Genomic DNA, 24325 nt, shown 5'->3' with positions numbered 1-24325 from the left:
AATTCCACTAAGGAATTCGGTTCTTTTTGTTGACATTTTAATATACTTGCCGATATAAACAATGAGGTGGGACTTGTGAAATTTGAAATAGAAAAAGTAAGTACAAAAACTGGTGGATATACATTAAAAGTAAATGGTTTTTTTTTGCATAGTAAATATAATCCTGAAAAGGAAGCGATACATATTGCAGAACTGCAATTTAAAAAAGATCATATACATATACTATTTGGTAATGGATTAGGTTATATTTCAGAAAAACTTATGGAGAAAATTAATGAGAAAAGTAAACTTTTAGTAGTAGATCCTCTCGTAGATAAATTAACTGATTTTGAAATAAGAAATAATGGGGTTTTAATAAAACAGCTTACTAATGAAAACTTTGGTACCTATTTAGGGGCAAAACTGAATAATTATAATAGAAATGTTACTATAATATGTTCACCAAATTATGATAGGCTGTTCCCACACGAATACAAAGAATTGTTAAAGATAGTTACGAATCAATTAAATCTTAATATTGTAAATGAAAATACAATGAGATATTTTGCTGAAACGTGGCAAAGTAATTATGTTAATAATTTGCTATCTGCAAAAATGGATTACTCAATAAATATCTTAGAAAAAAAATTTAACTGTCCAGTTGTTATAGCTTCAGGTGGACCATCCTTAACAAAACAAATTCCGTTATTAAAAGAAAATATTGATAAAATAATATTAATTGCTGCCGGTTCAACTATAAATACACTGCTTTCTCATGAGATTGAACCCGATTATGTCATTTCAATTGATGGAGGAGAGAAGAACTATGAGCATTTTCAACAATTAAATTTAAACAAATCACATCTAATATATAGTATGACAAATCATCATAAAATTAGAAGAGTCTTTCACTCAGGATGTTTATTTTTCCTCTCTAATGAATTTGTAAATTCTAAGAATATTATTGAGTATACTTTAGATAAGAAAATTCCAATTATTAGTGGTGGCGGTTCTGTTGCAAACTATGCATTCTCAATTGCAAGTTATATTTCAACTGGTCCAATAGCGTTGATAGGGCAAGACTTAGCTTACACGTCTAATAAAACACACGCAGTGAATAATAGAAATTATAAAGAAATTGATGAGCAATATAAGGAAGAACGGGGGATGTTTTATACAAAAGGATACAATAATGAGGATGTACTTACTGACTATGCCTTTTTATCAATGAAAGATACTTTTGAAAGACTAGTCAATATAGTTAAGCATGAAAATGCTATCTATAATTGTACAGAAGGCGGGGTAAATTTAGAAGGATATAAACACGAACCATTCAATAGTTTTTGTAATAAATATGCGTTAAGCAGAATTCAAAAAGATATTTCTATTGCTGAAGAAATTGTTGATTATACTGATTTTATAGAAAAAATAAAAGAGGAAGTCCTTAACTATAATAAAATTATAAATAATTTAAATATGGGTTTAAGAGCACTAGCTAATAATAAAAGTAATATATCTTTTACAAATAATACTTTAGGCAAATTGAAAATGGTAGATAGTGAAATAGAAAAATTGTTTTTTAAAGTATCCATGAGTACTATTATCGAGCCTATATCAATTGATATACTTAAAAATTATCCTGTAAAAGAAAAAGAAACGGCAAAAGAAACATTCGATCGCATATATAATCAAAACAAAGAGCTATATTCAAGATTACTTGATGCTGCAAAAATATCAAAAGAGTACACAGTAAATCTTATTGAGAAAATTAATGAGCATGTAAAGGATGAGAACAATGAGTGAAATATTAGTTGAAACAGTCGAGAGTTATAACAATTACTTAAGTAAGATCCCTGCAGGGTGCCAAGAAATTGCTGACTCACTTAGAGCGGACCAAATTATGAATGCAATGCATTTAATTAGTAACTTTAGTGAAGGAGTTATATGGTTAACAACTGCAAATGACCTATTTCTAAAAAATAATCTACAAAGTGATTTAAATGCAAATAAAATTCATGAGTTTTTAAATGAAATAAATAATGGATTAGAGATTCAAGATTATGTTCTTGTTGCTGATATGTTTGAATACGAAATAAACCCTTTTTTTGAGGAATGTTCAGCAATAGAACTTACAAACTGACCATGGGGTATAAGATTGAAGTCGCTAGAAATGGTGAAAACACATTACTCTTTAATGGTAAATATATTTATAGCAATTACAATCCTTCGAGAGATGCAGAAAAGTTTATTAATAATGAAGTGGACACTGAAGCAAAAGGGTATCTATTAATTGGATTAGGATTGGGATATCATTTAAAAAGATTACTAGATCTAGCCTCTAATAAAGATATATTATTGTTATTGTTAGACTTAGAAGAATTAAATGTTTTTAAAAGGTATTCTCCAAACAAAAAAATTATTAATAATAGAAACGTAAAGATAATTAGATACGGGAATAAGATTCAAGAAGTACTAGGAATATCAAGTGATTTTACCCAACGTTTGGTTAAAAGCAATTTCTGAACATCATCCATATTTTCAAATGTTAGAGGACATTAAAATAAGACAAATGAGTTATAATACAAATGCAGCTCTATTAGAACATAATTTTTCCAAGAATATTCAAAATAATAACTTATACGTCGATCAATTAGAAAGTATATTTGAAAAAAAATGGGCTTGTTTAATAGCTGGAGGTCCATCTTTAAATAATACGGTGAAATGGCTTGAAAAAGCAAAAGACAAACTTTTTCTTTTAAGTGTTGGATCTTCTTTAAGAGTATTATTAGCGAATAATATTATACCAAATGCAATTATCATAACGGATCCTTTAGTAAACGTAGTGAAACAAATAGAAGATAGTAATTTTAAAGGACCTTTGTTTTATTTATCCACAGCTAATCATGAAATGACAAAGATACATGAAGGTAAAAAGATAATGTTACTCCAAGAAGGTTATTTTTTGGCAGAAAAATATGCGCTAACAAAAGGAAGCCCACTTTTGGAAACAGGGGGATCTGTTGCAACTACAGCAATCTCTCTTATTGAATATTTGGGTTTTGAAAAACTTTTTTTATTTGGTCAAGATTTAGGGTTTAAGGGAAATAGGACACATTCTAAAGAATCTACATCTGGGATTGAAGTAGCAGAAAGTTTCAACTTTAGAAAAGTTATTTCAAACAGGGGGGAGATTATTAATACAACTCCTAATTTGAGTACCTATCATCGTTGGATAGAAAGAAAAGCAAGAAAAACAAAAATGATAATTTTAAATACAGCAGAAGATGGAGCTAAAATAGATAATGTTCCTATGATTAAAAAGGATATTTTTCTTGAACATCTTCATTCTCTTTCGGATTGTCAGTTTAATAAAATTTTAGAAAATAAGTTGAAAAACTAAAAAGGTGAAGTCAATGCAAAATAAAACATTATCTCAAAAAACGATACTAGTAACGGGTGGAACTGGTTCCTTCGGAAAAAAAATTATACGTAAAGTATTAGAAACTGATATAAAAAAAGTCATTGTTTTCAGCCGAGATGAGTTGAAACAATATGAAATGGCACAAGAATTTAAAGACAATAGAATTAGGTTCTTTATAGGGGATGTAAGGGATAAAGATAGACTTTACCGTGCATTCGATGGGGTAGACATTGTCATTCATGCTGCAGCCATGAAGCATGTGGAAGCATGTGAATACAATCCATTCGAAGCGGTAAAAACAAATATTCATGGAGCTCAAAATATTATAGAAGCTGCAATAGACCGTGGGGTAGAAAAAGTAATAGCTCTTAGTACAGATAAAGCATGTAGCCCTGTGAATCTATATGGTGCAACTAAATTAGCATCGGATAAATTGTTTGTTGCAGGAAATTCTTATGTAGGTGAAAAGAAAACTCGTTTTTCTGTTGTTAGATACGGAAATGTCGTTGGTAGTCGAGGCAGTGTTGTACCATTCTTTAAAAAGATTAAAGTGACAGGTACATTGCCAATCACTGATGAGCGTATGACACGATTTTGGATTACTCTTGATCAAGGAGTTCAGTTTGTTTTAGATAATTTAGAGCGTATGCATGGTGGAGAGATTTTCATTCCTAAAATTCCAAGTATGAAAGTTACAGATTTAGCAACTGCAATAGCACCTGAATGTGAAACTAAAATAGTAGGAATTCGTGCAGGAGAAAAATTACACGAAGCTATGATTACAGAAGATGACGCTCGTCATACTGTTGAATTTGATGATTACTTTATTATTCAACCAGAATTTTCTTGGTGGTCTAAAGAATTTGCAGAGGGAGGTAAACCCCTTCCAGAAGGCTTCAAATATGCAAGTGATATTAATGATAACTGGTTATCTATTAAACAATTAAAAGAATTGGTGGAAGAGATGTAGTCATTGACTGCATTTTTTCTTTAAGGAGATATTAAAATGAGAGATACTTATTTGCCTTATGGTAAGCAATTCATTAATGATGAAGACATTAATGCTGTGGTAGAGGTGCTAAAAAGTGACTATTTAACAACAGGACCTGCTATAGAAATGTTTGAAAAAAAAGTCGCTGAGTATGTTGGATCATCATATGCAGTTTCTTTTTCTAATGGAACAGCCGCTTTACATGGAGCCTGTTTTGCAGCAGGAATAAGTAGTGGAGATGAAGTTATCACAACTCCTATCACATTTGCTGCTAGTGCGAATTGTGTACTCTATCAAGGTGGAAAAGTTGTTTTTGCTGACATTAATCCAAAAACATATAATATAAATCCTACTGATATCGAAAAGAAGATAACTCCTAATACAAAAGCTATAATACCAGTACATTTTACAGGTCAACCAGTGCAATTAGAAGAGATTCAAAAGCTCGCTAACAAATATAATTTAGTTGTTATTGAAGATGCTGCACATGCTCTAGGGAGTTTATATAAAGGAAAAAAAGTTGGATCAATTAGTGATATGACAATGTTTAGCTTTCACCCTGTGAAACATATTACAACAGGTGAAGGGGGCATTATTACAACCAATAATAGAGAATATTATGATAAACTTATACAATTTCGTTCTCATGGGATTACGAGAGAACCCAAATTATTGCACGAAGATCATGGTCCTTGGTATTATGAAATGCAGTTTTTAGGCTATAACTATCGGATGACTGATATTCAAGCAGCACTTGGAGCTAGTCAACTAAACAAGTTAGATAGTTTTGTTAGAAGACGGAAACAGATTATTGCAGCTTATAATGAGGTATTTACTGGAATGTCAGAAATACAAATTCCATATCAGTTGCCAGATACAGATTCAAGTTGGCATTTGTATGTGCTTAAATTAAACTTGGAACAATTGAATGCTTCTCGGAAGGAAGTATTTGAAGAACTACAAAAACTAAATATAGGTGTAAATGTTCATTACATCCCTGTACATACTCTTCCTTTCTATCAACAGCTGGGTTATGAAAAAGGTTCTCTTCCAGAAGCTGAGAAATTATATGAAGAAATTATTTCATTACCTTTGTTTCCCTTAATGCAGGATCAAGACATTGAGGATGTCATTGAAGCCGTTAAATTAGTGATTGGAAAAGTAAAAATATGAGAATTTTAGCAATTATTCAAGCTCGAATGGGCTCAACTAGATTACCAGGTAAAATACTAAAAGAAGTGAATGGTAAACCTTTATTAGCGTATCAATTAGAAAGAGTGAGAAAATCTAATTTTATTGATAAGATTGTTATAGCCACTACAACTAATAAAAATGATGATCTTATAGTTAAGTTTTGTGAACAGTATAACGTTGATTTCTATAGAGGTTCTGAAGAGGATGTACTTGCTCGTTATTATGAAGCTTCGGAACAATTTGGAGGAGACATTATAGTTAGATTAACTTCAGATTGTCCAATTATAGATCCTTCTATTATCGATGAAACAATTAAATATTATATCGACAACAAAACAGATTATGACTATGTATCAAATACAATTGAAAGAACATATCCCAGAGGATTGGACACGGAAGTTTTTTCAAAAAAAGCTTTGAAGAAGGCTTTTATAGAATCAAAATTAGTAAAGGATAGAGAGCATGTTACAGCATACATGTATTCGAATCCAGAAAATTTTAATATAGGGTTTATCTCAAATAATCCGGATCTTGGTAAACATAGGTGGACTGTTGACACCATAGAGGATTTCCAATTAATTGAACTTATCTTGAAAAAATTATACAAAGAAAATCAAATTTTTTATATGAATGATGTAATTTACCTTCTTGATAAGAACCCACAATGGATTCAATTAAATATTCATATTGAACAAAAGAAATTATAAGGTGAAAAATATGCAAGTATTTATCCGAACGGATGCGTCTATACAAATTGGCTCTGGACATGTGATGAGATGTCTAACTCTAGCGAGTCATCTACGGGAAGAAAATATGGATGTTAGTTTCATATGTAGAGATTTGAATGGAAATATGATTGGGTATATTGAAAGTGAAGGATTTAAAGTGAATGTTTTAAATTCAATTGGTAAAATGGATGAATGTTTATGGATGGAAGAATATATTGAGAAAGATGTTACAGAAACTCTTCAATATATAGCTAATAGAAAAGTAGATTTAATAATTGTAGATCATTATTCAATTGATGAAAAATGGGAGCAAATTATACGACCATACGTAAGGAAAATTATGGTGATTGATGATTTGGCAAATCGTAAACACGATTGCGATTTACTACTTGATACAACTTATGGAATTAATCATCAGAAATATATGAATTTACTACTTAATAAAAATACTATTATGTTACTAGGAAGTCAGTATGCACTTTTAAGAAAGTCTTTTTTAAAAGAAAAAAAAGTACGATTTAACTTTAATGAAAAAAATATAAAAATTCATATTTTTTTTGGTGGAATGGATAAAAATAACTTTACGTATAAGTTTAGTGAGATATTATTAGCAAACCTAAATAATATAGAAATTTTAGCAGTAGTTGGAGAAAAGTATGAGCATGTCGCCACACTAATTGAATTAAAAGAAAGGTATGCTAATAAATTTCATTTTTTTGTGAATGTGAATAATATGGCTGGGAATATGAGAAAGGCACATATAGCCATTGGTGCTCCAGGAACTACAACTTGGGAGAGGGCATGTATAGGCTTACCATCTTTATATTTATCGACGGCTAATAATCAAAAATCCTTATTACAACATTTAGAGAGAAAAGGAATTTGTATTTTCCTTGGTCAAGCTGAAATGATAACTAGCAAAAGTTTCATAAATCAAGTTCGATACTATATAGACCATTTTTATATTTTAAATGAAATTTTTAATAAGGGACAAGAAGCGGTAGATGGCAAGGGGGGGCATAAAGTTACTCAGAAAATATATAGTTTATTGAATGAGGGGTAAAAAAACATGTATTTAGAAGATGAGAAAGTAATTTTAAAAGAATATGAAGAAGATCATTTTAGTAAAACTGTAGAGTGGTTGAATCAATTAGAGATTAGACAAAATTTTGGCATTAAAAATAATATTACATTAGATCAACATAAACAATGGTTTTCAAATTTAGAAAATACTTTTATTAAAGCGATTTATGATAAACAGAATAGTTTGTATGTTGGAAATATATTATTACAATTAAATGATTCGAACCAGTCAGCTTTTTTTCAAATATATTTAGGAGAAGTAAGTGCAATGGGAAGAGGGATTGCAACTTCAACTTTATATATAATATTGGATTATGTATTTTTGCATATGCAGTATAATAGAGTTTGGTTGAAAGTTTTTCCACATAATCAGAAAGCGATTAAATTATATGAGAAAACAGGCTTTGTACTGGAAGGAATAGAAAGGGAATCCTATAGAGATAAAGATAGTTTTAGAAATCAAATGGTATTTTCAATCCTAAAAAGAGACTGGATTGTAAATGAGAAAGAAGTGAAAAATAAATGAAATGTGCTATTATGCAACCAACATATTTGCCATGGGCAGGATATTTTTCAATGATTAATAGCTCAGATACTTTTATATTTTTAGATGATGTCCAATTTGCAAAACGCTCTTGGCAACAGCGAAATAGAATTATTTCAAATGCAAAGGAACGTTTTTTAACAGTCCCTGTCAAAAAATCAGGGAAAAGATTTCAAAAAATAAACGAAGTTCGTTGCATAAATAGAGAATGGATACAAAGTCATCAAGAAATTATTAAACAGGCATATAGTAGACATACTTATTATGAAGATGTAAAAAGTATATTAGATCTAACTTTTGAACAAACCTCTGAATATTTGCAGGATATTAATATTCATTTTATTAAAAATACAATGGATTATTTAAATATTACTACGCCTTTATTAAAAAGCAGTGATATCCCTGTTGAAGGTGATAAATCTGAGTATCTATATAGAATTTGCCAATATTTGGGGTCATATTCATATATAAGTGCACCAGGATCTATAGAATATATAGAAGAGGAAGGAATTTTTCAACGCTCAAATATTATCGTTGAGGTATTTGAATTTATTCCAAACTATTATAACCAATTAGGTATGGAAGGATTTGCTTCGCATTTGTCCATTATTGATGTGATAGCTAATTTAGGAAAGCAAGGTACTATTCAATATATTAATCAATAATAAGGGATGATCTAAAAATGAAAGTTCAATATTTAACTGATGCATGTGTATTAATTGAATATAAAAATAAAAAAGTCATTTGTGATCCATGGTTAAGCAATCAGGAATTGGGAAGATTATGTCATGGTAAAAGAAAATGATTTGAAGAAAATTAATATGATAATCATTCTACAAGCTTAAAGGATAAATTTTATACTGCACTTGCAGAAAGTAATATTGGAAGAGATATTATTCTATATACCAAAAAAAGTGAAGGTGAGTAAGTATGTCAATAATTAATATTCAAGGAAAGAAAATAGGAACAGAAGCACCTCCTTTCATTATCGCAGAAATGTCTGGTAATCATAATCAGTCATTAGAAAGAGCCTTGAAAATTGTAGAAGAAGCAGCAAAAGCAGGTGCTGATGCATTGAAACTCCAAACTTATACTGCTGATACAATTACCTTGAACGTAAAGGGTGAAGGTTTTGATATTGTGGATGAAGGAAACCTATGGATTGGTCGTAATTTATACGATTTATACAATGAAGCATACACTCCATGGGAATGGCATAAACCAATTTTTGATCGTGCACGCGAACTTGGTATGATTGCGTTCAGTACCCCTTTTGATGATACGGCCGTCGAATTTTTAGAAGAATTAGATGTACCCCTTTATAAAATTGCTTCATTTGAAAATACAGATTTGCCACTCATTAAAAAGGTTGCTTCTACCGGTAAACCGATGATAGTTTCAACAGGAATGGCAACAGTTTCAGAGTTAGACGAATTAGTGAGAACAGCGAGAGAAGCGGGCTGCAAAGATTTAATTTTATTAAAATGTACAAGTACTTACCCTGCTACTCCAAAAAATACCAATATATCTACTATTCCTCATATGGTAGAACTTTTTGATGTGCAAGTTGGCCTATCAGATCACACAATGGGAACTGGAGTATCAGTGGCTGCAGTAGCACTTGGGGCTACAGTAATTGAAAAACATTTCACTCTTTCTAGAAAAGATGGTGGAGTAGATGCAGCATTTTCTTTGGAACCAACAGAAATGAAAGCACTAGTAGAAGAAACAGAACGTGCTTGGCAGGCTCTAGGTAAAGTAACTTATGGACCAACTGAAAAAGAAAAAGCATCCTTAAAATTTAGACGTTCAATTTATATATCTAGGGATATTAAAGCCGGAGAAAAATTCTCAAAAGAAAATATTAAAATCGTTAGACCAGGTTTTGGCTTGGAACCAAAGTATTACGAAAGAATATTAAATAAAGTAGCAGGAAAAGATTACAAAATGGGAACTCCAATTACATTGGATGACTTTTTGTAAAAAGTTAGGAAGAAAAGTCATAAGTTTATAAGACAAAGTGAAAAAAATATCGTATTTTACCATTTTTTAAAAGAGAACCTGTTTAAAATGGAGGGTTGAAATGTCAGAAAACCTAAGTATTAACATTCCTGCACATCATAATATATATAATGGACTCACAGATAGAGAATTGCGAATTGATTTTTCACTTCCTACCGATGAATTGAATGAGGAAACTGGTCTAGCGATATTAGTACCGGGCTTTGGTGGAAACATTGATTCAAGTGTGTATAAAAAAATGAGGGAATCTTTTTCAGATGAGTATAATTTAGTAGTAATGCAATGTAATTATTTTGGCGATGATTTTATGCAAAGCGGTTCTTCTTTTAATATTAAGGGAGATGTTAATGAATTATTGACCTTATTTTCTCCTAAAGAAAAAAAAATTGTCAATAATAATTCATCTAAATTGCTTGAAGTATTATCTACTAAACAAATAACACTGCATGTTGTTGCAAATTTGGACGAGGCAAGTGATTATTTCAATGATATGGGATTTATGCAAGCAATCGATATTATTACTGCTTTGGAGGCAGTTAAAATTATATTAAAGGAAAATAATTTGAAGTTTGATGAAAAGCGAATAATTGGATATGGTCATTCCCATGGGGCATACTTAATTCATTTGAGTAATCGGTTGGCTCCCCATATGTTTTCTTATATTATAGATAATTCTGCTTGGATTGAACCAGTTTACTTACATAGCAATCGTTATTTACTACAAGGGTATGGGCAAATGACCTTACAAATTGAATTTGATTACTTAGCTAAAGAACTTATCGAAGATAAAATGGCGTTCAATTTATTTACAATATACAAAAACTTTAATAATTCCGCGAAAATTATTTCGTTTCAAGGAAATAATGACAACCTTATAGACCATTTAGAAAAAGAAAATCTAATTAATAGTATTCCATATGCTGAATTTATACTGATAGATGAAAATAGAGTAGATCAAGAGATATTTAAGTCAAATACACATGGTCTAGAGGCAGATTTTTTGAAAATGTTTGAGCATAGCCTTGGTAAATTTGATTATCATCAAAATTGTAATGATCATTTTTTAAATAATGAAATAATACTTTCTAATACTAAAATCGATGTTGATTATTCATATGGACTACCAGTTTTTAATATTAAGCAAAAATAGCAACTTGATAAAGTCATTAAGTATTTTTTAACCGCTTTGGGGCTTTAGTTTTTGTTAGCTTTATTAGAGTATATATTATGATACTTAAATTCATCCGTATTATTCCAAAAGAGGGGGTAACTTTGAGGATTTGAATCAATATTCCAATGCTCCAAATTTAAAATGTGTTCAAAATACCAATAATCAGGTGATTGTGCTTACACTATTTAAAAGATAGAAAGAAAACCCAACTGCAGTTTGGCAGTTGGGTTATTGTTTTTAACCAAATAATCGAAGTACATCACTAACATTCTCATTTGTATGTTTAATCAGCAACTCATCGCCCTTTTGACGTATACCTTGTTTAACAAATTCTATCATTTCTAGAGCAAGGTCTGGATCTCTAATTAGAGATTCAGTTTTTTGCAAGTTTACTTCAATATTAGAAACATTCTCTTTATGATGAGTCAGTGCATCGTAATCAGATCCAGTGTTTGCTAAGTGTTTGGAAATAATTGATTGAGCATTGTCAACTTTTGTTATTAGTTCTTCTGCTTCTCCACGGGAGGATAGCTTTGCGATTGCGATACCTAAAGAAGCTGTGCTCACGTTTACTGTATCGATACGAAGGGTTTGACCTGAGTTTGCACCCACGTGTATGTAGAGTGGTCTCACGTCACCAAGAATACTTTGGGTATTAAATTCCATTTTATCAGCGGTATCATCTACAGACTGAAGTAGCTGGTCTAATTCATATTGAGCTGCTTCACGATCTCCATCGATTACAGTGTCTGTTGAGGTTTGTACAGCTAGTTCACGAATACGTTGAAGAACACTACTTACATGTTGAAGTCCTACATCAGTTGTTTCTAATACAGATAGTCCATCCTGCATATTAAGCTGCGCCCTTGCAAGTCCATGAATTTGTCCACGCATTGTTTCTGAGATGGACAAACCTGAAGCATTATCTGCAGCGCGAGTTAACTTGTTACCACCTGATAGTTTCTCCAGTGTTTTGGTTATAGCATTATCATTTTTCTGATAGCGGTTGGTAGAGAAGGTGGTCCATGCCTGATTTTGTATTTTCAATTCATTCACCTCCATGTGAATTATTTTAACTACACTATTATTATCGTCAGTTTAAATGGAAATTTTGCTAACAACTGAAAATTAATAAAAAAATGCCGATAATGTATATAAGTAAGTAGTGAGCATAGGAGGAGGGCCTAGTATGCGTCTATCAGTACAGGCACAGACAAAAGATGTTGCAGTTGCATCTCAGCTAAAAACAGAAGCAGTAGGGGATATAACAAAATCAAGTGTAACGGAAAGTTCTCTAAGACTAATTATGCAAGCGGAACAAAAAGCAAATGAAAAAGAAGTAATTCCAAAAGAAAAAGTACAAAAAGCAGTAGATGCATTAAATGAATTTATGACTGTACAAAATCGCAACTCAAAATTTATTATGCACGATGGATTAGACCGTTATTATGTAGAGGTTGTGGATGCGAAAACAGATGAAGTTATTAGAGAAGTCCCACCTCGAAAACTGCTAGATGCATATTACACAATGCAAAAGTTTTTAGGAATGATTATTGACGAAAAGATATAAACTCAGGGGGTTATAATAAATGGCAGGTATGAGAATCGGTGGATTAGCATCAGGAATGGATATTGATAAAATTGTTGGAGATTTAATGAAAACGCAACGTGTTCCGCTTGATAAATTATTACAAAAGAAAACGACATTTGAATGGCAGCGTGATTCATATCGTTCTATCAATGCCAAGTTAAATACTTTTAATAATTATTTATTTGATAATTTTATGTTATCAAGTAACTTTAATAAAAAGAAAGCTGAAAGTTCCAATGCGAGTCTAGTAAGTGCCACTGCAACAGGAGCAGCCTCTAGTAACTTATCAATTGAAGGGGTTTCCCAGCTAGCTACAGCAGCGAGAAGTGTAGGCAGCTCTATTACCACCTCCTCAGGAGGAACGGTTTCTGGTAGTACAAAAATGAGTGAATTATCTGGAATAACAGGGGATACTACCATTGAACTAAAGGCAATTCAAGCTAATGGAACTCTAGCAGCCAATGCTACAAAAATTGAGATTAGTGCTAATGACACGATTGACCAAGTAGTTAAAAAAATCAATGACAGCAATGCTGGTGTATCCGCTTTATTTGAGAATGGCAAGTTATCCATTACTGCCAAAAATACTGGTGATTTGAAAGGTGAAGCAGAGGTACAAGTAACTAATACTGAAGGTCAGAACGTATTTCAAGCACTAGGTATGGGAACGACAGAAAATATAGCTATAGATGGTTTGGCCACTGGGGGCAAAAATGCAGTTTTCCAAGTGAACGGTATTTCTACAGAGCGTTCTTCAAATACCTTCACGATAGGAGGTTACACGGTTACATTACAATCTACCTTTAATGAAAAAAATACATTTAAACAACAGCTTGATGCAGTAAGAAAAGCACTTGAATCAGCTCCTCAAGATATAGAAAACGCTGAAAACGCAAAAACAGTAGCTGAAGATAATCTTTTAGTTATACAAGAGGATTATGCTACTTCTTACGGTAGTATAGTAGACAACGATATAAAGAACACATATGACAACTCTATCAAAACAAATAACAACTTGAAAAATGTATTAGCAAATATTGGCGAGTCTGATTTAGATAAGGTTGCTAATCTTTTTAATCAGGCAAAAGTAAATGGCACAGAAATAAAAGATGAAGATATTGATGCATTAGAAGTAAGTGACAATACTAAAAAATTGTTAAAAGGCTTATCTACTGCTGATAGAGGAACATTAATAGAAGTTGGTCCAGAATTTTCTACTATTAGTACAGTAGCTAAAAATGAGATAAAATTAGAAATAGGGAAAAAAGAAGTTGATAGAACGACTTCCGAACTAGACGCTGCCAACAAGCGTAGTGAACAGTTAACTAAAGAATTAGCGGATTTAGAACAAATAGACCAAGATACAATAACAGAAACGTCAGCTGCACCAGTACAGTTAAAATCTACTACTGATATTGACTCTATGGTTAGCAAAGTGAAAGAATTTGTAGAAAAATATAATGAGCTTATTTCCGGTATGAATACTACTTTAAAAGAAAAGAAATACCGTGACTTTCCTCCTTTAACAGATGAACAACGTAAAGATATGACAGAAAGTGAACAGAAGTTATGGGACGAAAAAGCTAAAAGTGGTTTATTGAGAAATGATTCTATTGTAAGTAGCGGATTGTCAGATTTTCGTAACGCTATATATGGAAAAGTAGGAACTGAAGACAATGTGATTGATACGCTCGCGGAAATGGGTATTACCACTTCCGGTGCTTATTCAGACGGTGGTAAACTAGTTATTAATGAGGATAAATTAAAAAAAGCATTGACGGATAATCCAGAACAAGTTGTGAAAACATTAACTTCATCTGGTACAAAAACAGAAACAGAAGATACTCGCGGTATAGTCCAACGTCTTCGAGAGTCGATGAAAGTTTTTACAGGTAAAATAGAGTTGAAAGCAGGTAAAGCGACTTCTACAGACCAACAATATAGTATTGGTAAAAGTTTGATCGATACAAATACTCGCATAACAAACTTCCAACGTCGTTTAGAAGATATGGAAGCACGTTACTGGAAACAATTTACTGCAATGGAAACAGCAATAAATAAAGCAAACTCACAATCAGGTTATTTATCTCAATTTGGAGCTCAATAATATATAATAAGATATAAGGTTTTATAAAAGGAGTTGTGACATATTGTCAGCACAATCTGTACATCAGGCTTATAAAAATAATAGTGTGAGCACTGCTTCACCAGGTGAATTAACATTAATGCTTTATAATGGATGCCTTAAGTTTTTAGGTAAAGCTAAGGTAGCTATTGTAGTGAAAAATATCCAGGAAAAAAACCTTAATTTGCAAAAGGCTCAGAAAATTATTCAAGAGCTTATGGTGACACTGAATATGAATATTGAAATTTCTCAGTCTATGATGCAAATGTATGAATATATGAATCACCGTTTAATAGAAGCGAATATAAAAAATGATGTGAGCATCATTGAAGAAGTAGAAGGTTATGTGACGGAATTTAGAGACACATGGAAACAAGTAATTCAAATCAATCGTCAAAAACAATTTACTGGAGATCAAGCATAATGGGTGATATAGAAAATTTTCTAGCCGCATCTGAAATGTTATATGCTCATTTAACAAAAAATCCTTCAGAGAATGAACGTACAGAGTTTATCGAAAAAGTTAATGAGTTACTCGATGCTCGTGGAGAAGCAATACATGCACTAGCTGAAACTGATTTATCTACAAATTCTTTGTATGAGCAATTATTGGAATTAGATCGAGGAATAAATGAGCGATTAGATAAAATAATGAATTTAGTTAAAGGAGATTTAAAAGATCTCCAACAAAAAAAACGTCATGAGGGTTCTTACAGTAATCCTTATGCAGCAACACAAACAATTGATGGTATGTATTTTGATAATAAGAAATGAAGAACACCGACTTTCGTTTAAGAAAGTCGGTGTTTTATTTTTCTAAGCTAGTAGTTGTAGCACTCACTTGAGATTGCTGATTATCAAATGTACCCAGCATTCCTAGTACATCTTCTACATAAGAAGCTGTCTGTTAAATAACTTTCAACCATTTCTTTAATTGCCAAGTCATCTTCCACAAGCAAAATATTAGATTTCATTATAACTTCCATTCTATAAGAAAAGGTATAACCTTCGGATACACATAATGAATCAGTATTAATAGATAAAAACACAAGTTGATGGAGAGTGACGATAATGAATAATAAGTGAAAAAGGGGGAACTCAAACGTTCTTCCATTTAGCTTGTTTTTATAACACGATTACACTTCCATTTCATCCCCAAGCTAGTCATTCTAATATATCTTTCCGATTCAAACCACCTGTGATATGATGACGGAATAATAAAGTGTGATTTTAATCAAGGAGTGTTTAATATGTATCAAGAGACACATAAGATCGATTTAGTGCAAAAGGTTTTAAAAAACTGGAAAGGCTTTTTCATCCCATATGAGATGGCATTATATGAGTTGAAGAGTGATTTTAATATTATTGATCTTGAATGGAAATCGAAACACGGATACTCTCCCATTGAGCATATGAAAACACGGATGAAAACTATTATGTCTTTGGTTGAAAAGATTGAAAATAAAGAAATAGCGCTGACTCAAGAATCTATTAAACAAGAAATACGAGATATAGCTGGAGTACGAATTGTCACTAGCTTTATTGATGATGTATATTTGCTAAAGGAACATATCGAACAGCGTGAAGATATTCGCATGATTAGAGTAAAAGACTATATTAAAGAACCTAAAAAGAGTGGCTACAAAAGCCTTCATCTTGTTGTAGAAACGCAAGTCATCTTATCTAATGAAGTGATATGGGTTCCTGCGGAAATCCAAATCCGAACATCCGCTATGGATTTTTGGGCATCAACAGAACATAAACTCAACTATAAATATCAAGGTGAATCGATACCGGAAGAAGCTCAAAAACAATTAATTGAGCTATCCAATGCTTCCTCATTACTGGACAAAGAAATGTCTAAATTAAGACTTCAACTACTATCTAGTGAAACAGATTCAAATGGATAAATAATGAAAACAGAGACAATCTACTTTTTTTTGTTTTTTTTATAATTGTTCTTAAGTTTTACCTTTAACTAGATAAATAAAATGATAATCTATACAACATGTTTTTTTCCTTCCTTAATCGCTTTTAAGTAATTTATTTCCCAGGCAATTTATTTTATAAAAATTATAATGTTTAAGTATGTAAATAATGGTATTATTAAATTACTAGTAAATTAGAAGGAGGATTAATATGTTTAAGAAGGTGCTAATAGTCTCGGTCTTATTATTTACATTTACGACTTCTGCAAGTGCTAATGCTTTGTATGAAGTGAAAAAAGGGGATTCGTTGACAAAGATTGCTAAAGTGTACAAAGTGACAGTGAACGATCTTCGTACTTGGAATAAGCTTAAGAAAGACAGTATTTATGTGAAGCAGAAGTTAATCGTACAAAAACCTAAAGTAGCTAATACAACTACTAAAGCAACTCAAGCGGTAGCAAGTACGAAGGCTGTAACAACTCCCAAAGAAAATCCTGCTAAAGATGTTCAGGTGAAGGCGGAGGAACTTATTACTAACCCAGCTCCACTACTTAATGATGTAAAATCCCTTTCCTCAGACGGACAAGCTACATATGATTTAGTAGTAGACTTTGCAAAACTTTTGGTAGGTACTCCTTATTTGTATGCAGGAAATACAATGGCGGGATTTGATTGTAGTGGATTTATTTATTTTGTTCATTCACAAGCAGGGCTGACTATCACTAGACAAAGCAGCGAGAGTTATTTTGCACAAAGCTCAGCTATTGCTAACCCGGTAGTTGGCGATTTAGTGTTTTTTGAGAATACATATAAAGCAGGAATTTCACATATGGGAATATATTTAGGCAACAATGAGTTTATACATGCAGGTTCTAAGGGTGTTGAGATTGCTAGTTTAGATTCTTCTTATTGGAAGGAACATTTTGTTTCATTTAATAGATTTCATATGGTGAGTGAATAATATTGGAGAGATTAGGAGCTTTATGATGAAAATGACAATAGCTAAGAAAATGTGGTTAGGGTTTTCTGTCGTCTTGATATTACTAGCTGGAGTTTCTGTTATGTTACATATTTCTATGGATGAAATAAGTGCTAAATATCAGTTTTTGTTAGATGATCGGGTAGAAAAAGTGGATCTTATAAAAGATATTGAGATTGCGCAAAAGGATATATCTCGTAGTGTAATGGATTATTTATTATTTAATACAGATGAATCGCTTAATAATATTAGATCCAATTCAGAATTACAGGCTTCCTTAACTACTGATTTGGAAGGTAAATTGTTTTCTCCTGAAACATTAAAAATGATGGAGGATATCAAGAAAAAAGAGAAGACCTTCATAGATAAAAATGAGGAATTGATTACTGCAAAGAAAAATAAAGATACTTCATTAATAAATAAACTTACAGCAGATTCTAAAGAGATAAGTATTGATACGATTAAAATCTTGGGGGAAATGGAGCAATTTCTACAAGATGATATGGACAAGACTAGAGCAGAACTGAAAAAATTTGAATCTATGGTTAATATACTAACTATAGTAATACCTATTATCAGTGTTATTTTAGGACTTGCACTAGCGTATTTCATTAGTAGAAGTATCTCTAAACCTGTTAAGAAAGTAACTGCAGGACTTGTTCAGATTGCGGATGGTAATTTACGTATAGAGCCAATCGTTATTAAAAACAAGGACGAAGTAGGAGAAATGGCAGTAGCCTTCAATACAATGTCGAAAGATTTACTTGAAATTGTTTCAGGTGTTAGAGATTCATCTATGCAACTCGCGGCTAATGCTGAGGAGCTGACTGCAAGTGCTGAAGAAAGCTTAGCGTCCTCACAAATGGTAGCGAAGTCTGCAGAGGAACAAATGGCCACTAGTGAACAGCAAGTCCGCCATATGGATTCTTCGGTTCACGCGATGGCTGAATTATCTCAAGAGGTCGAGCAAATTTCAACAAGTAACGAAGAGATGTTAAAAGCAACAGACGAAGTTAGAGTGCTTGTTGATAAAGGATCTGATGTAGTTTCCGATGTTGCTGAACAAATGAACACGATTCATACAACCTTCAAAGATACGACAGTTATTATGAATAATATGGCAAAGCATTCAGATGAAATACAAAATGTAACTGAGTTAATAACAGATATCTCGGAACAAACGAATTTATTGGCATTGAATGCAGCAATCGAAGCGGCTCGCGCAGGAGAATATGGAAAAGGATTTGCTGTAGTTGCCGAAGAAGTAAGAAAATTAGCGGAGCAATCAAAGAATTCTGCAACGGAGATTGCTTCCATGGTTCAAATGATTCAAGAGGCATCCAGTGAGGCAGTTCAAGCAATCACAGACGGTGGTGGCAAGGTGGAAGCAGGGATTTCCAAAACAACTGAATCATTAGATGTATTTAAGGATATTGAATCTGCTGTGGGTGAAGTTGGAGTCAAAGTAGAGTCAGTTTCCACTGCAATAGAGCAAATTCAGGAAATGGCAAAATCCGTTTCAGAAGGTTCACTTGAGGTTCAACGGCTTGCAGCAATTGCTGCGGATGGGGCAAATGATACAAGTGCAGCTACTGAAGAGCAGCTTGCCGCAAATGAAGAAATAACTGCAAATGCACAGTCATTAGCAGATCTTGCTGAGGCTTTGCAAAATAATGTTAGTCATTTTAAAATCTAATGTATACCAATTACCCTAAATCTTTTATAGATTTAGGGCTTTTTTTCGACAAATAAATTCTAAATTATGACAAAGTACCTTTATTTATGTATAATAATATAGTTACTTAAGAATCATTCGGAAAAGAGAGAATAGGAAAAAAGGGAGTAAGGAAATGAAATTAACAATATCGAAAAAATTGTGGTTCGGGTTTTCAGCAGTTTTACTTTTATTAGTATTAATGAGCGTACTATCTATTTTAGCATCATCTATTATTACTGATAAATACCAGTCTTTGCTTGATAATAATGTTAAGAAAGTGGAACTAGTAGGAGAGATTGAAGTCATCCAAAAAGATATGGCGACTGCTGTATTAGAGTTTGTTATGTTTGGAAAAGAAGATGCGCTTAGTAAATTTGATGAGGAAATCGAGAATGGGTCAGCCGCGGCAAAAACCCTTATAGAAAGTGTGAAAGATGAGAAGTCATTAAAGTTATTAGAGGATCTTCGCACGCAAACAGTGGCGTTATTTGAATCAAACGATAAGATAATTTCGTCGAAAAAGAGCAATCAACCATTTGAACAATATGCTAGTCAATCAACTGTATTAAACGAAGAAGTGCTAGCAATTTTAGCCGAATTAAAGGAAATTCAAATTGCTGATATGGAACAAACAAGAGCTGAGTTAGATCAATATCAAGCAAACTCTAATAATTTTGTAATTATGATTACGATTCTTAGCATTGTTATTGCCTTACTTCTTTCTTATTTCATTAGTAAAGGCATTTCTAAACCAATCCAAAAGGTTACTGCTGGTTTAGAGGAAATTGCAAACGGGAATTTATTAGTAGAACCTATCAAAATAAAAAATAAAGACGAAGTTGGCGTTATGGCGACAACTTTCAATAAAATGTCGAGCGATTTGCAACGCATAGTGTCAAGTGTTCGAGACTCTTCTATGCAATTGGCTGCGAACGCTGAAGAGCTATCTGCAAGTTCTGAGGAAAGTTTAGCTTCTTCACAAATGGTTGCGAAATCTGCTGAAGGACAAATGGCAGCCAGCGAAGAACAAGTGAAGCATTTAGAAAGCTCAGTAAATTCTATGGTGGAATTGCAACAAGGTGTTGGTCAAATTTCGAAAAGTAATGAAGAGATGCTTCAAGCAACGGATGGGGTTAAAAATCTAGTGACAAAAGGATCAGCGGTTGTCACAGATGTTGCGACTCAAATGGATACAATTCATACAACATTTAATGAAACAACAGAAATTATGAAAAATATGGCGAAGCATTCAGATGAAATACAATCTATTACAGCACTTATCACAGATATTTCGGAACAAACGAATTTACTTGCATTGAACGCAGCAATTGAGGCAGCACGTGCAGGGGAATATGGTAAAGGCTTTGCTGTTGTAGCAGAAGAGGTTCGTAAACTTGCTGAGCAATCAAAAAATTCAGCTTCTGAAATCGAATCAATGGTTCAGTTGATCCAATCTGCTGCTGGTGATGCTCTTAAAGCAATCACAACTGGTGGAGGAAAAGTAGAAGAAGGGCTTTCCAAAACTACGGAATCGCTTAATGTTTTTAATGAAATAGAGTCAAGCGTTGGAGAAGTTGTATTTAAAGTTGAAACTGTTTCTGCAGCAATTGAGCAAATTCAAGCAATGGCTGAATCCGTAACAGAAAGTGCGCAACAAGTGCAAACTCTAGCGACTAATGCAGCAGATGGTGCTAGTGATACAAGTGCTGCTACAGAAGAGCAGCTAGCTGCAAATGAAGAGATTTCTTCAAGTGCACAATCATTGGCAAATCTCGCAGAAAAACTTCAAAGTGAAGTAAGTCATTTTAAACTATAATCTATTTAATAAGAAAGACTCTATTTCGTATTGCGAAATAGAGTCTTTCTAATATGTCAATATTGCGAATACGCTGTAGAATGTTGTACGTATGGGAGTACATATTGCTAATACGGATTAGAAAGTTGCGAGTAAGTGAGTAAATATAGCGAGAAAGTAAAAAGTTTCGAGTTAGGTCTATAATGTTGCGAAGATACTTTTCAATATAGCGAATAGGAAAAGTATATTCCATATATAAAACATTCCTCATCTAGACACAAATTAATGTAAGTGGATAAAGTATAATGTACGTAGGTGATTATATGTACGAATCCATTGTTTTTATCCATGTACTTAGTGCAATTCTTTCTATTGGTCCTTTTTTTGTTTTATTTCCTTTATTAAATCGAATGCATGATAAGAGCGGTGAAGTCCTTCATTCCCAAATAGAAGTTTTTCAAGCTTCGATTCGGATAGTTAAGCATGCTGGTCATGTTTTAGTCGTTTCTGGAGTTCTACTTATGTGGCAAGGAAATTGGCCATGGTCGACATCGTGGGTAGTCATGACAATTGTTGTTATGATTAGTTCTATCGTTTTTCTTGCAAAGGCATTTAAGCCAAAGATTCGACAATTTCAAGCTGGAGTTATTGATTCCAGTACGCTTATTAAAAGATTAAACAGTTCTGTATGGCAATATATACTCTTGCTGTTGATCATGCTTTGGTTTATGGTTGTAAAACCTAATTTATGGTGATTGACTCTTTCTCAATATTGAGAGAGGGTCTTTTTTATTTTGCTTTAACTTTTCGTACTCGGTTCTACTTGTGATCACTTCAGCATAGAACTTCCACGTTCACGTCATTTTAACAAATTGTTCACAAATATTTTTTTCTGAATATAAAATGCGATATATCGCAGATGTAAGCGATTTCATAATTAATGAATATTCAAAAATAACTGACAATTTTTAAAAAGGGTGTTGACGCGCCATTTTAAAGGAGTTATGATATCAACAATATATTAAATATTGTGAGAAAATTCACAATCAAATAAAAGCAAAAGCTTCAATGCTAGTTGCTAGATTAGCAGTGATATAGGAGTCGATTATATTGAGAAGTGACATGATAAAAAAAGGCGTTGATCGTGCCCCGCATCGTAGTTTGCTTTATGCTACTGGGGTAAAAACGAGAGATTTAGATAAACCGTTTATCGGTGTTTGTAACTCCTATATTGATATTATTCCAGGCCATATGCATTTAAATAAATTTGCAGAGGTCGTTAAAGAAGCAATTCGCGAGGCAGGTGGAATTCCATTTGAATTTAACACGATTGGTGTTGATGATGGGATTGCAATGGGTCACATCGGGATGAGATATTCACTTCCGAGTCGAGAGCTTATCGCGGATTCTGCCGAAACAGTTATTAACGCGCATTGGTTTGATGGAGTGTTTTACATTCCAAACTGTGACAAGATCACACCAGGAATGTTAATGGCAGCAGTCAGAACAAATGTCCCATCTGTTTTTGTTTCAGGTGGACCAATGGAGGCTGGAACATCAGCTGACGGGAAACAACTTTCATTAACATCCGTTTTTGAAGGAGTTGGTTCTTATAAATCCGGTGCGATGACTGCAGAACAACTTCTCGATATTGAACAAAATGCATGTCCTACATGTGGTTCTTGTTCGGGAATGTTCACAGCTAACTCTATGAACTCTTTAATGGAAATGTTAGGTATGACTCCTCCAGGTAACGGTACAATTATTGCAACTTCCGAGGAACGTCACCGACTTATTAAGGAAGCGGCAAAACATCTTGTACGAATGATTAAAGAAGATGTAAAGCCAAGAGATTTGATTACAAAAGAAACAATCGATGATGCGTTTGCACTAGATATGGCAATGGGTGGTTCAACAAATACAGTTCTCCACACATTGGCTATCGCACATGAAGCAGAAATCGAATATGACGTGAAAGAAATAAATGAAGTAGCAAAACGAATTCCTTATTTATCGAAAATTATGCCTGCCTCTGATTACTCTATGCATGATGTACATCTTGCTGGAGGAGTTAGTGCAATTATAAAAGAACTTTGCGAGATTCCTGGAGCTGTTCATCCAGATCGAATGACGATAACTGGTCAATCTCTCTATGAGAACGTGAAGGATGCAGAAATTAAAAATGATCAAGTCATACGCCGAAAAGAAAATCCATATAGTCCAGTAGGCGGCTTGTCCGTATTATTTGGAAATATTGCTCCAGATGGTGGAGTGATTAAAGTAGGAGCAGTTGATCCTTCCATTAAAGAATTTACTGGAAAAGCAATTGTGTTTGATTCACAAGAAGCGGCACAAGAAGCGATTGACAACGGGATTGTTCAAGAAGGCCATGTAGTCGTTATCCGCTACGAAGGTCCGAAAGGTGGACCTGGGATGCCTGAAATGCTTGCTCCGACATCGGCGATTCAAGGTCGTGGATTAGGAACTAAAGTGGCACTCATTACGGACGGACGTTTTTCTGGTGCATCAAGAGGAATTTCCATTGGACATATTTCTCCAGAAGCAGCAGAAGGCGGACCAATTGCATTAGTTGAAAATGATGACATTATCGCTATTGATCTAACAAATAGAACAATAGAGTTAAAGGTTAATGAAGAAGAATTAGCTACAAGAAGATTAAACTTACAACCATTTGAACCAAAAATTAAAAAAGGTTATTTAGCAAGATATTCGAAACTCGTAACATCTGCGAGTACAGGTGGAGTAATGAAAATCTAAACGAATATTGATTAAATCTATGATGAGGTAAAAGTTAAAGGAATCTTGTATTCACAGAGAGCCGGTGGTGCTGGGACCCGGCAATACAACCTTTAGCGACATCCCCTCGGAGTGAAGTGTTGAACGGGAAACCAATTAGATACTTCCGGGTGTAGTAAATTAGCTACTCTCGTTAAAAATGGATGGTCGGCGATTTGTCGGTTGTCTGCGAGGTAGCGGTTGCGCTGCGAACTAGGGTGGTACCATGAAAAGAATTTCATCCCTATACAAAAGAACTAT

General features: G+C 33.1%; 23 protein-coding genes, 2 pseudogenes and 1 other annotated feature. Of the genes and pseudogenes, 24 read left to right on the top strand and 1 reads right to left on the bottom strand.

Annotated features, from left to right (window positions below; all coding sequences use genetic code 11):
* Positions 1–75 precede the first annotated feature (75 nt).
* The 12 genes from AM499_RS11300 to AM499_RS11245 all read left to right on the top strand — a co-directional run bounded on the left by AM499_RS11300 (position 76) and on the right by AM499_RS11245 (position 11112).
* Complete coding sequence (locus AM499_RS11300; protein WP_082355251.1) at positions 76–1782, top strand: motility associated factor glycosyltransferase family protein; 1707 nt, start codon at positions 76–78, stop codon at positions 1780–1782.
* Positions 1775–2119: a DUF8042 domain-containing protein gene (locus AM499_RS11295; RefSeq protein WP_053590309.1), complete on the top strand. Its 345-nt coding sequence runs from the start codon at positions 1775–1777 to the stop codon at positions 2117–2119. Before AM499_RS11300 ends, AM499_RS11295 begins: the two co-directional genes overlap by 8 nt.
* Positions 2120–2121: 2 nt before the next feature.
* Positions 2122–2502, top strand: coding sequence for a hypothetical protein (locus AM499_RS11290; RefSeq protein WP_053590308.1), 381 nt, complete (start codon positions 2122–2124; stop codon positions 2500–2502).
* Positions 2465–3379 carry a 6-hydroxymethylpterin diphosphokinase MptE-like protein gene (locus AM499_RS11285; protein ID WP_053590307.1) on the top strand — a complete coding sequence of 305 codons (915 nt, stop codon included), beginning with the start codon at positions 2465–2467 and terminating at the stop codon, positions 3377–3379. Before AM499_RS11290 ends, AM499_RS11285 begins: the two co-directional genes overlap by 38 nt.
* Positions 3380–3392: 13 nt before the next feature.
* Complete coding sequence (gene pseB, locus AM499_RS11280; RefSeq protein WP_053590306.1) at positions 3393–4370, top strand: UDP-N-acetylglucosamine 4,6-dehydratase (inverting); 978 nt, start codon at positions 3393–3395, stop codon at positions 4368–4370.
* A gap of 36 nt (positions 4371–4406) precedes the next feature.
* Complete coding sequence (gene pseC, locus AM499_RS11275) at positions 4407–5564, top strand: UDP-4-amino-4,6-dideoxy-N-acetyl-beta-L-altrosamine transaminase (RefSeq protein ID WP_053590305.1); 1158 nt, start codon at positions 4407–4409, stop codon at positions 5562–5564.
* Entirely contained in the window at positions 5561–6292 is a 732-nt protein-coding gene (locus tag AM499_RS11270) for a cytidylyltransferase domain-containing protein (RefSeq protein ID WP_053590304.1), read from the top strand. Before pseC ends, AM499_RS11270 begins: the two co-directional genes overlap by 4 nt.
* Positions 6293–6302: 10 nt before the next feature.
* The gene (gene pseG, locus AM499_RS11265; RefSeq protein ID WP_053590303.1) at positions 6303–7376 is read left to right on the top strand and encodes a UDP-2,4-diacetamido-2,4,6-trideoxy-beta-L-altropyranose hydrolase; all 1074 of its coding nucleotides are present in this window, start codon (positions 6303–6305) and stop codon (positions 7374–7376) included.
* Between the two features lie 6 nt (positions 7377–7382).
* Positions 7383–7922 carry a GNAT family N-acetyltransferase gene (locus AM499_RS11260; protein ID WP_053590302.1) on the top strand — a complete coding sequence of 180 codons (540 nt, stop codon included), beginning with the start codon at positions 7383–7385 and terminating at the stop codon, positions 7920–7922.
* Positions 7919–8605, top strand: a complete 687-nt coding sequence (locus AM499_RS11255; RefSeq protein ID WP_053590301.1) for a WbqC family protein — start codon at positions 7919–7921, stop codon at positions 8603–8605. The genes AM499_RS11260 and AM499_RS11255 overlap by 4 nt, the downstream gene beginning before the upstream one ends.
* Before the next feature lie 265 nt (positions 8606–8870).
* Positions 8871–9923: a pseudaminic acid synthase gene (pseI, locus tag AM499_RS11250; RefSeq protein WP_053590300.1), complete on the top strand. Its 1053-nt coding sequence runs from the start codon at positions 8871–8873 to the stop codon at positions 9921–9923.
* 100 nt (positions 9924–10023) lie between these two features.
* The gene (locus tag AM499_RS11245) at positions 10024–11112 is read left to right on the top strand and encodes a DUF2920 family protein (protein WP_053590299.1); all 1089 of its coding nucleotides are present in this window, start codon (positions 10024–10026) and stop codon (positions 11110–11112) included.
* Positions 11113–11370: 258 nt separating this feature from the next.
* Here the strand turns inward: AM499_RS11245 and AM499_RS11240 are convergent, their stop codons facing one another.
* A complete protein-coding gene (locus AM499_RS11240; protein ID WP_053590298.1) occupies positions 11371–12180 on the bottom strand; it encodes a flagellin N-terminal helical domain-containing protein in 810 nt (269 codons plus the stop codon).
* Positions 12181–12322: 142 nt separating this feature from the next.
* Between AM499_RS11240 and AM499_RS11235 the strand changes: the two genes are divergently transcribed.
* From AM499_RS11235 to ilvD, 12 genes and pseudogenes are all read left to right on the top strand, one after another.
* Positions 12323–12703 carry a flagellar protein FlaG gene (locus tag AM499_RS11235; RefSeq protein WP_082355250.1) on the top strand — a complete coding sequence of 127 codons (381 nt, stop codon included), beginning with the start codon at positions 12323–12325 and terminating at the stop codon, positions 12701–12703.
* Positions 12704–12722: 19 nt separating this feature from the next.
* Positions 12723–14831: a flagellar filament capping protein FliD gene (fliD, locus tag AM499_RS11230; protein WP_053590297.1), complete on the top strand. Its 2109-nt coding sequence runs from the start codon at positions 12723–12725 to the stop codon at positions 14829–14831.
* Between the two features lie 43 nt (positions 14832–14874).
* Entirely contained in the window at positions 14875–15273 is a 399-nt protein-coding gene (gene fliS / locus AM499_RS11225; RefSeq protein ID WP_053590296.1) for a flagellar export chaperone FliS, read from the top strand.
* Positions 15273–15623, top strand: a complete 351-nt coding sequence (locus AM499_RS11220) for a flagellar protein FliT (RefSeq protein WP_053590295.1) — start codon at positions 15273–15275, stop codon at positions 15621–15623. The genes fliS and AM499_RS11220 overlap by 1 nt, the downstream gene beginning before the upstream one ends.
* 476 nt (positions 15624–16099) lie before the next feature.
* The gene (locus tag AM499_RS11215) at positions 16100–16759 is read left to right on the top strand and encodes a GTP pyrophosphokinase (protein ID WP_053590294.1); all 660 of its coding nucleotides are present in this window, start codon (positions 16100–16102) and stop codon (positions 16757–16759) included.
* A 229-nt stretch (positions 16760–16988) separates the two neighbouring features.
* A complete protein-coding gene (locus AM499_RS11210; protein ID WP_053590293.1) occupies positions 16989–17738 on the top strand; it encodes a C40 family peptidase in 750 nt (249 codons plus the stop codon).
* A gap of 22 nt (positions 17739–17760) precedes the next feature.
* Positions 17761–18507, top strand: a pseudogene (locus AM499_RS22420) (HAMP domain-containing protein); the annotation flags it as partial.
* Entirely contained in the window at positions 18484–19452 is a 969-nt protein-coding gene (locus AM499_RS22415; protein WP_442853795.1) for a methyl-accepting chemotaxis protein, read from the top strand. The pseudogene AM499_RS22420 and the gene AM499_RS22415, both read left to right, overlap by 24 nt.
* A 154-nt stretch (positions 19453–19606) precedes the next feature.
* A pseudogene (locus AM499_RS22410) lies at positions 19607–20347 on the top strand (HAMP domain-containing protein); the annotation flags it as partial.
* Between the two features lie 354 nt (positions 20348–20701).
* Entirely contained in the window at positions 20702–21289 is a 588-nt protein-coding gene (locus AM499_RS22405; protein ID WP_442853794.1) for a methyl-accepting chemotaxis protein, read from the top strand.
* A gap of 284 nt (positions 21290–21573) precedes the next feature.
* Positions 21574–22023 (top strand): SirB2 family protein, encoded by a 450-nt coding sequence (locus tag AM499_RS11195; RefSeq protein WP_053590290.1) that lies wholly within the window; start codon positions 21574–21576, stop codon positions 22021–22023.
* Between the two features lie 355 nt (positions 22024–22378).
* Entirely contained in the window at positions 22379–24046 is a 1668-nt protein-coding gene (gene ilvD, locus AM499_RS11190) for a dihydroxy-acid dehydratase (protein ID WP_053590289.1), read from the top strand.
* A 10-nt stretch (positions 24047–24056) separates the two neighbouring features.
* Positions 24057–24313 (top strand) — a binding site (T-box leader).
* Positions 24314–24325: the final 12 nt, after the last annotated feature.

The organism is Bacillus sp. FJAT-22090 (genome assembly GCF_001278755.1).
GTDB lineage: Bacteria > Bacillota > Bacilli > Bacillales_A > Planococcaceae > Psychrobacillus.
Note: the sequence above shows the minus strand (reverse complement) of the source record. Positions and strands in the feature narration are given on the sequence as shown.

Excerpts from the sequence above, each read along its gene's own strand:
- AM499_RS11260 (WP_053590302.1), top strand. The coding sequence starts at position 7,383 with ATGTATTTAGAAGATGAGAAAGTAATTTTAAAAGAATATGAAGAAGAT.
- pseG (WP_053590303.1), top strand. The coding sequence starts at position 6,303 with ATGCAAGTATTTATCCGAACGGATGCGTCTATACAAATTGGCTCTGGA.
- AM499_RS11290 (WP_053590308.1), top strand. The coding sequence starts at position 2,122 with ATGGGGTATAAGATTGAAGTCGCTAGAAATGGTGAAAACACATTACTC.
- AM499_RS11245 (WP_053590299.1), top strand. The coding sequence starts at position 10,024 with ATGTCAGAAAACCTAAGTATTAACATTCCTGCACATCATAATATATAT.
- AM499_RS11195 (WP_053590290.1), top strand. The coding sequence starts at position 21,574 with ATGTACGTAGGTGATTATATGTACGAATCCATTGTTTTTATCCATGTA.
- AM499_RS11295 (WP_053590309.1), top strand. The coding sequence starts at position 1,775 with ATGAGTGAAATATTAGTTGAAACAGTCGAGAGTTATAACAATTACTTA.
- AM499_RS11235 (WP_082355250.1), top strand. The coding sequence starts at position 12,323 with ATGCGTCTATCAGTACAGGCACAGACAAAAGATGTTGCAGTTGCATCT.
- AM499_RS22415 (WP_442853795.1), top strand. The coding sequence starts at position 18,484 with ATGGCAGTAGCCTTCAATACAATGTCGAAAGATTTACTTGAAATTGTT.
- AM499_RS11220 (WP_053590295.1), top strand. The coding sequence starts at position 15,273 with ATGGGTGATATAGAAAATTTTCTAGCCGCATCTGAAATGTTATATGCT.
- fliD (WP_053590297.1), top strand. The coding sequence starts at position 12,723 with ATGGCAGGTATGAGAATCGGTGGATTAGCATCAGGAATGGATATTGAT.
- AM499_RS22405 (WP_442853794.1), top strand. The coding sequence starts at position 20,702 with ATGAAAAATATGGCGAAGCATTCAGATGAAATACAATCTATTACAGCA.
- AM499_RS11210 (WP_053590293.1), top strand. The coding sequence starts at position 16,989 with ATGTTTAAGAAGGTGCTAATAGTCTCGGTCTTATTATTTACATTTACG.
- AM499_RS11255 (WP_053590301.1), top strand. The coding sequence starts at position 7,919 with ATGAAATGTGCTATTATGCAACCAACATATTTGCCATGGGCAGGATAT.
- pseC (WP_053590305.1), top strand. The coding sequence starts at position 4,407 with ATGAGAGATACTTATTTGCCTTATGGTAAGCAATTCATTAATGATGAA.
- pseB (WP_053590306.1), top strand. The coding sequence starts at position 3,393 with ATGCAAAATAAAACATTATCTCAAAAAACGATACTAGTAACGGGTGGA.
- pseI (WP_053590300.1), top strand. The coding sequence starts at position 8,871 with ATGTCAATAATTAATATTCAAGGAAAGAAAATAGGAACAGAAGCACCT.
- AM499_RS11270 (WP_053590304.1), top strand. The coding sequence starts at position 5,561 with ATGAGAATTTTAGCAATTATTCAAGCTCGAATGGGCTCAACTAGATTA.
- AM499_RS11215 (WP_053590294.1), top strand. The coding sequence starts at position 16,100 with ATGTATCAAGAGACACATAAGATCGATTTAGTGCAAAAGGTTTTAAAA.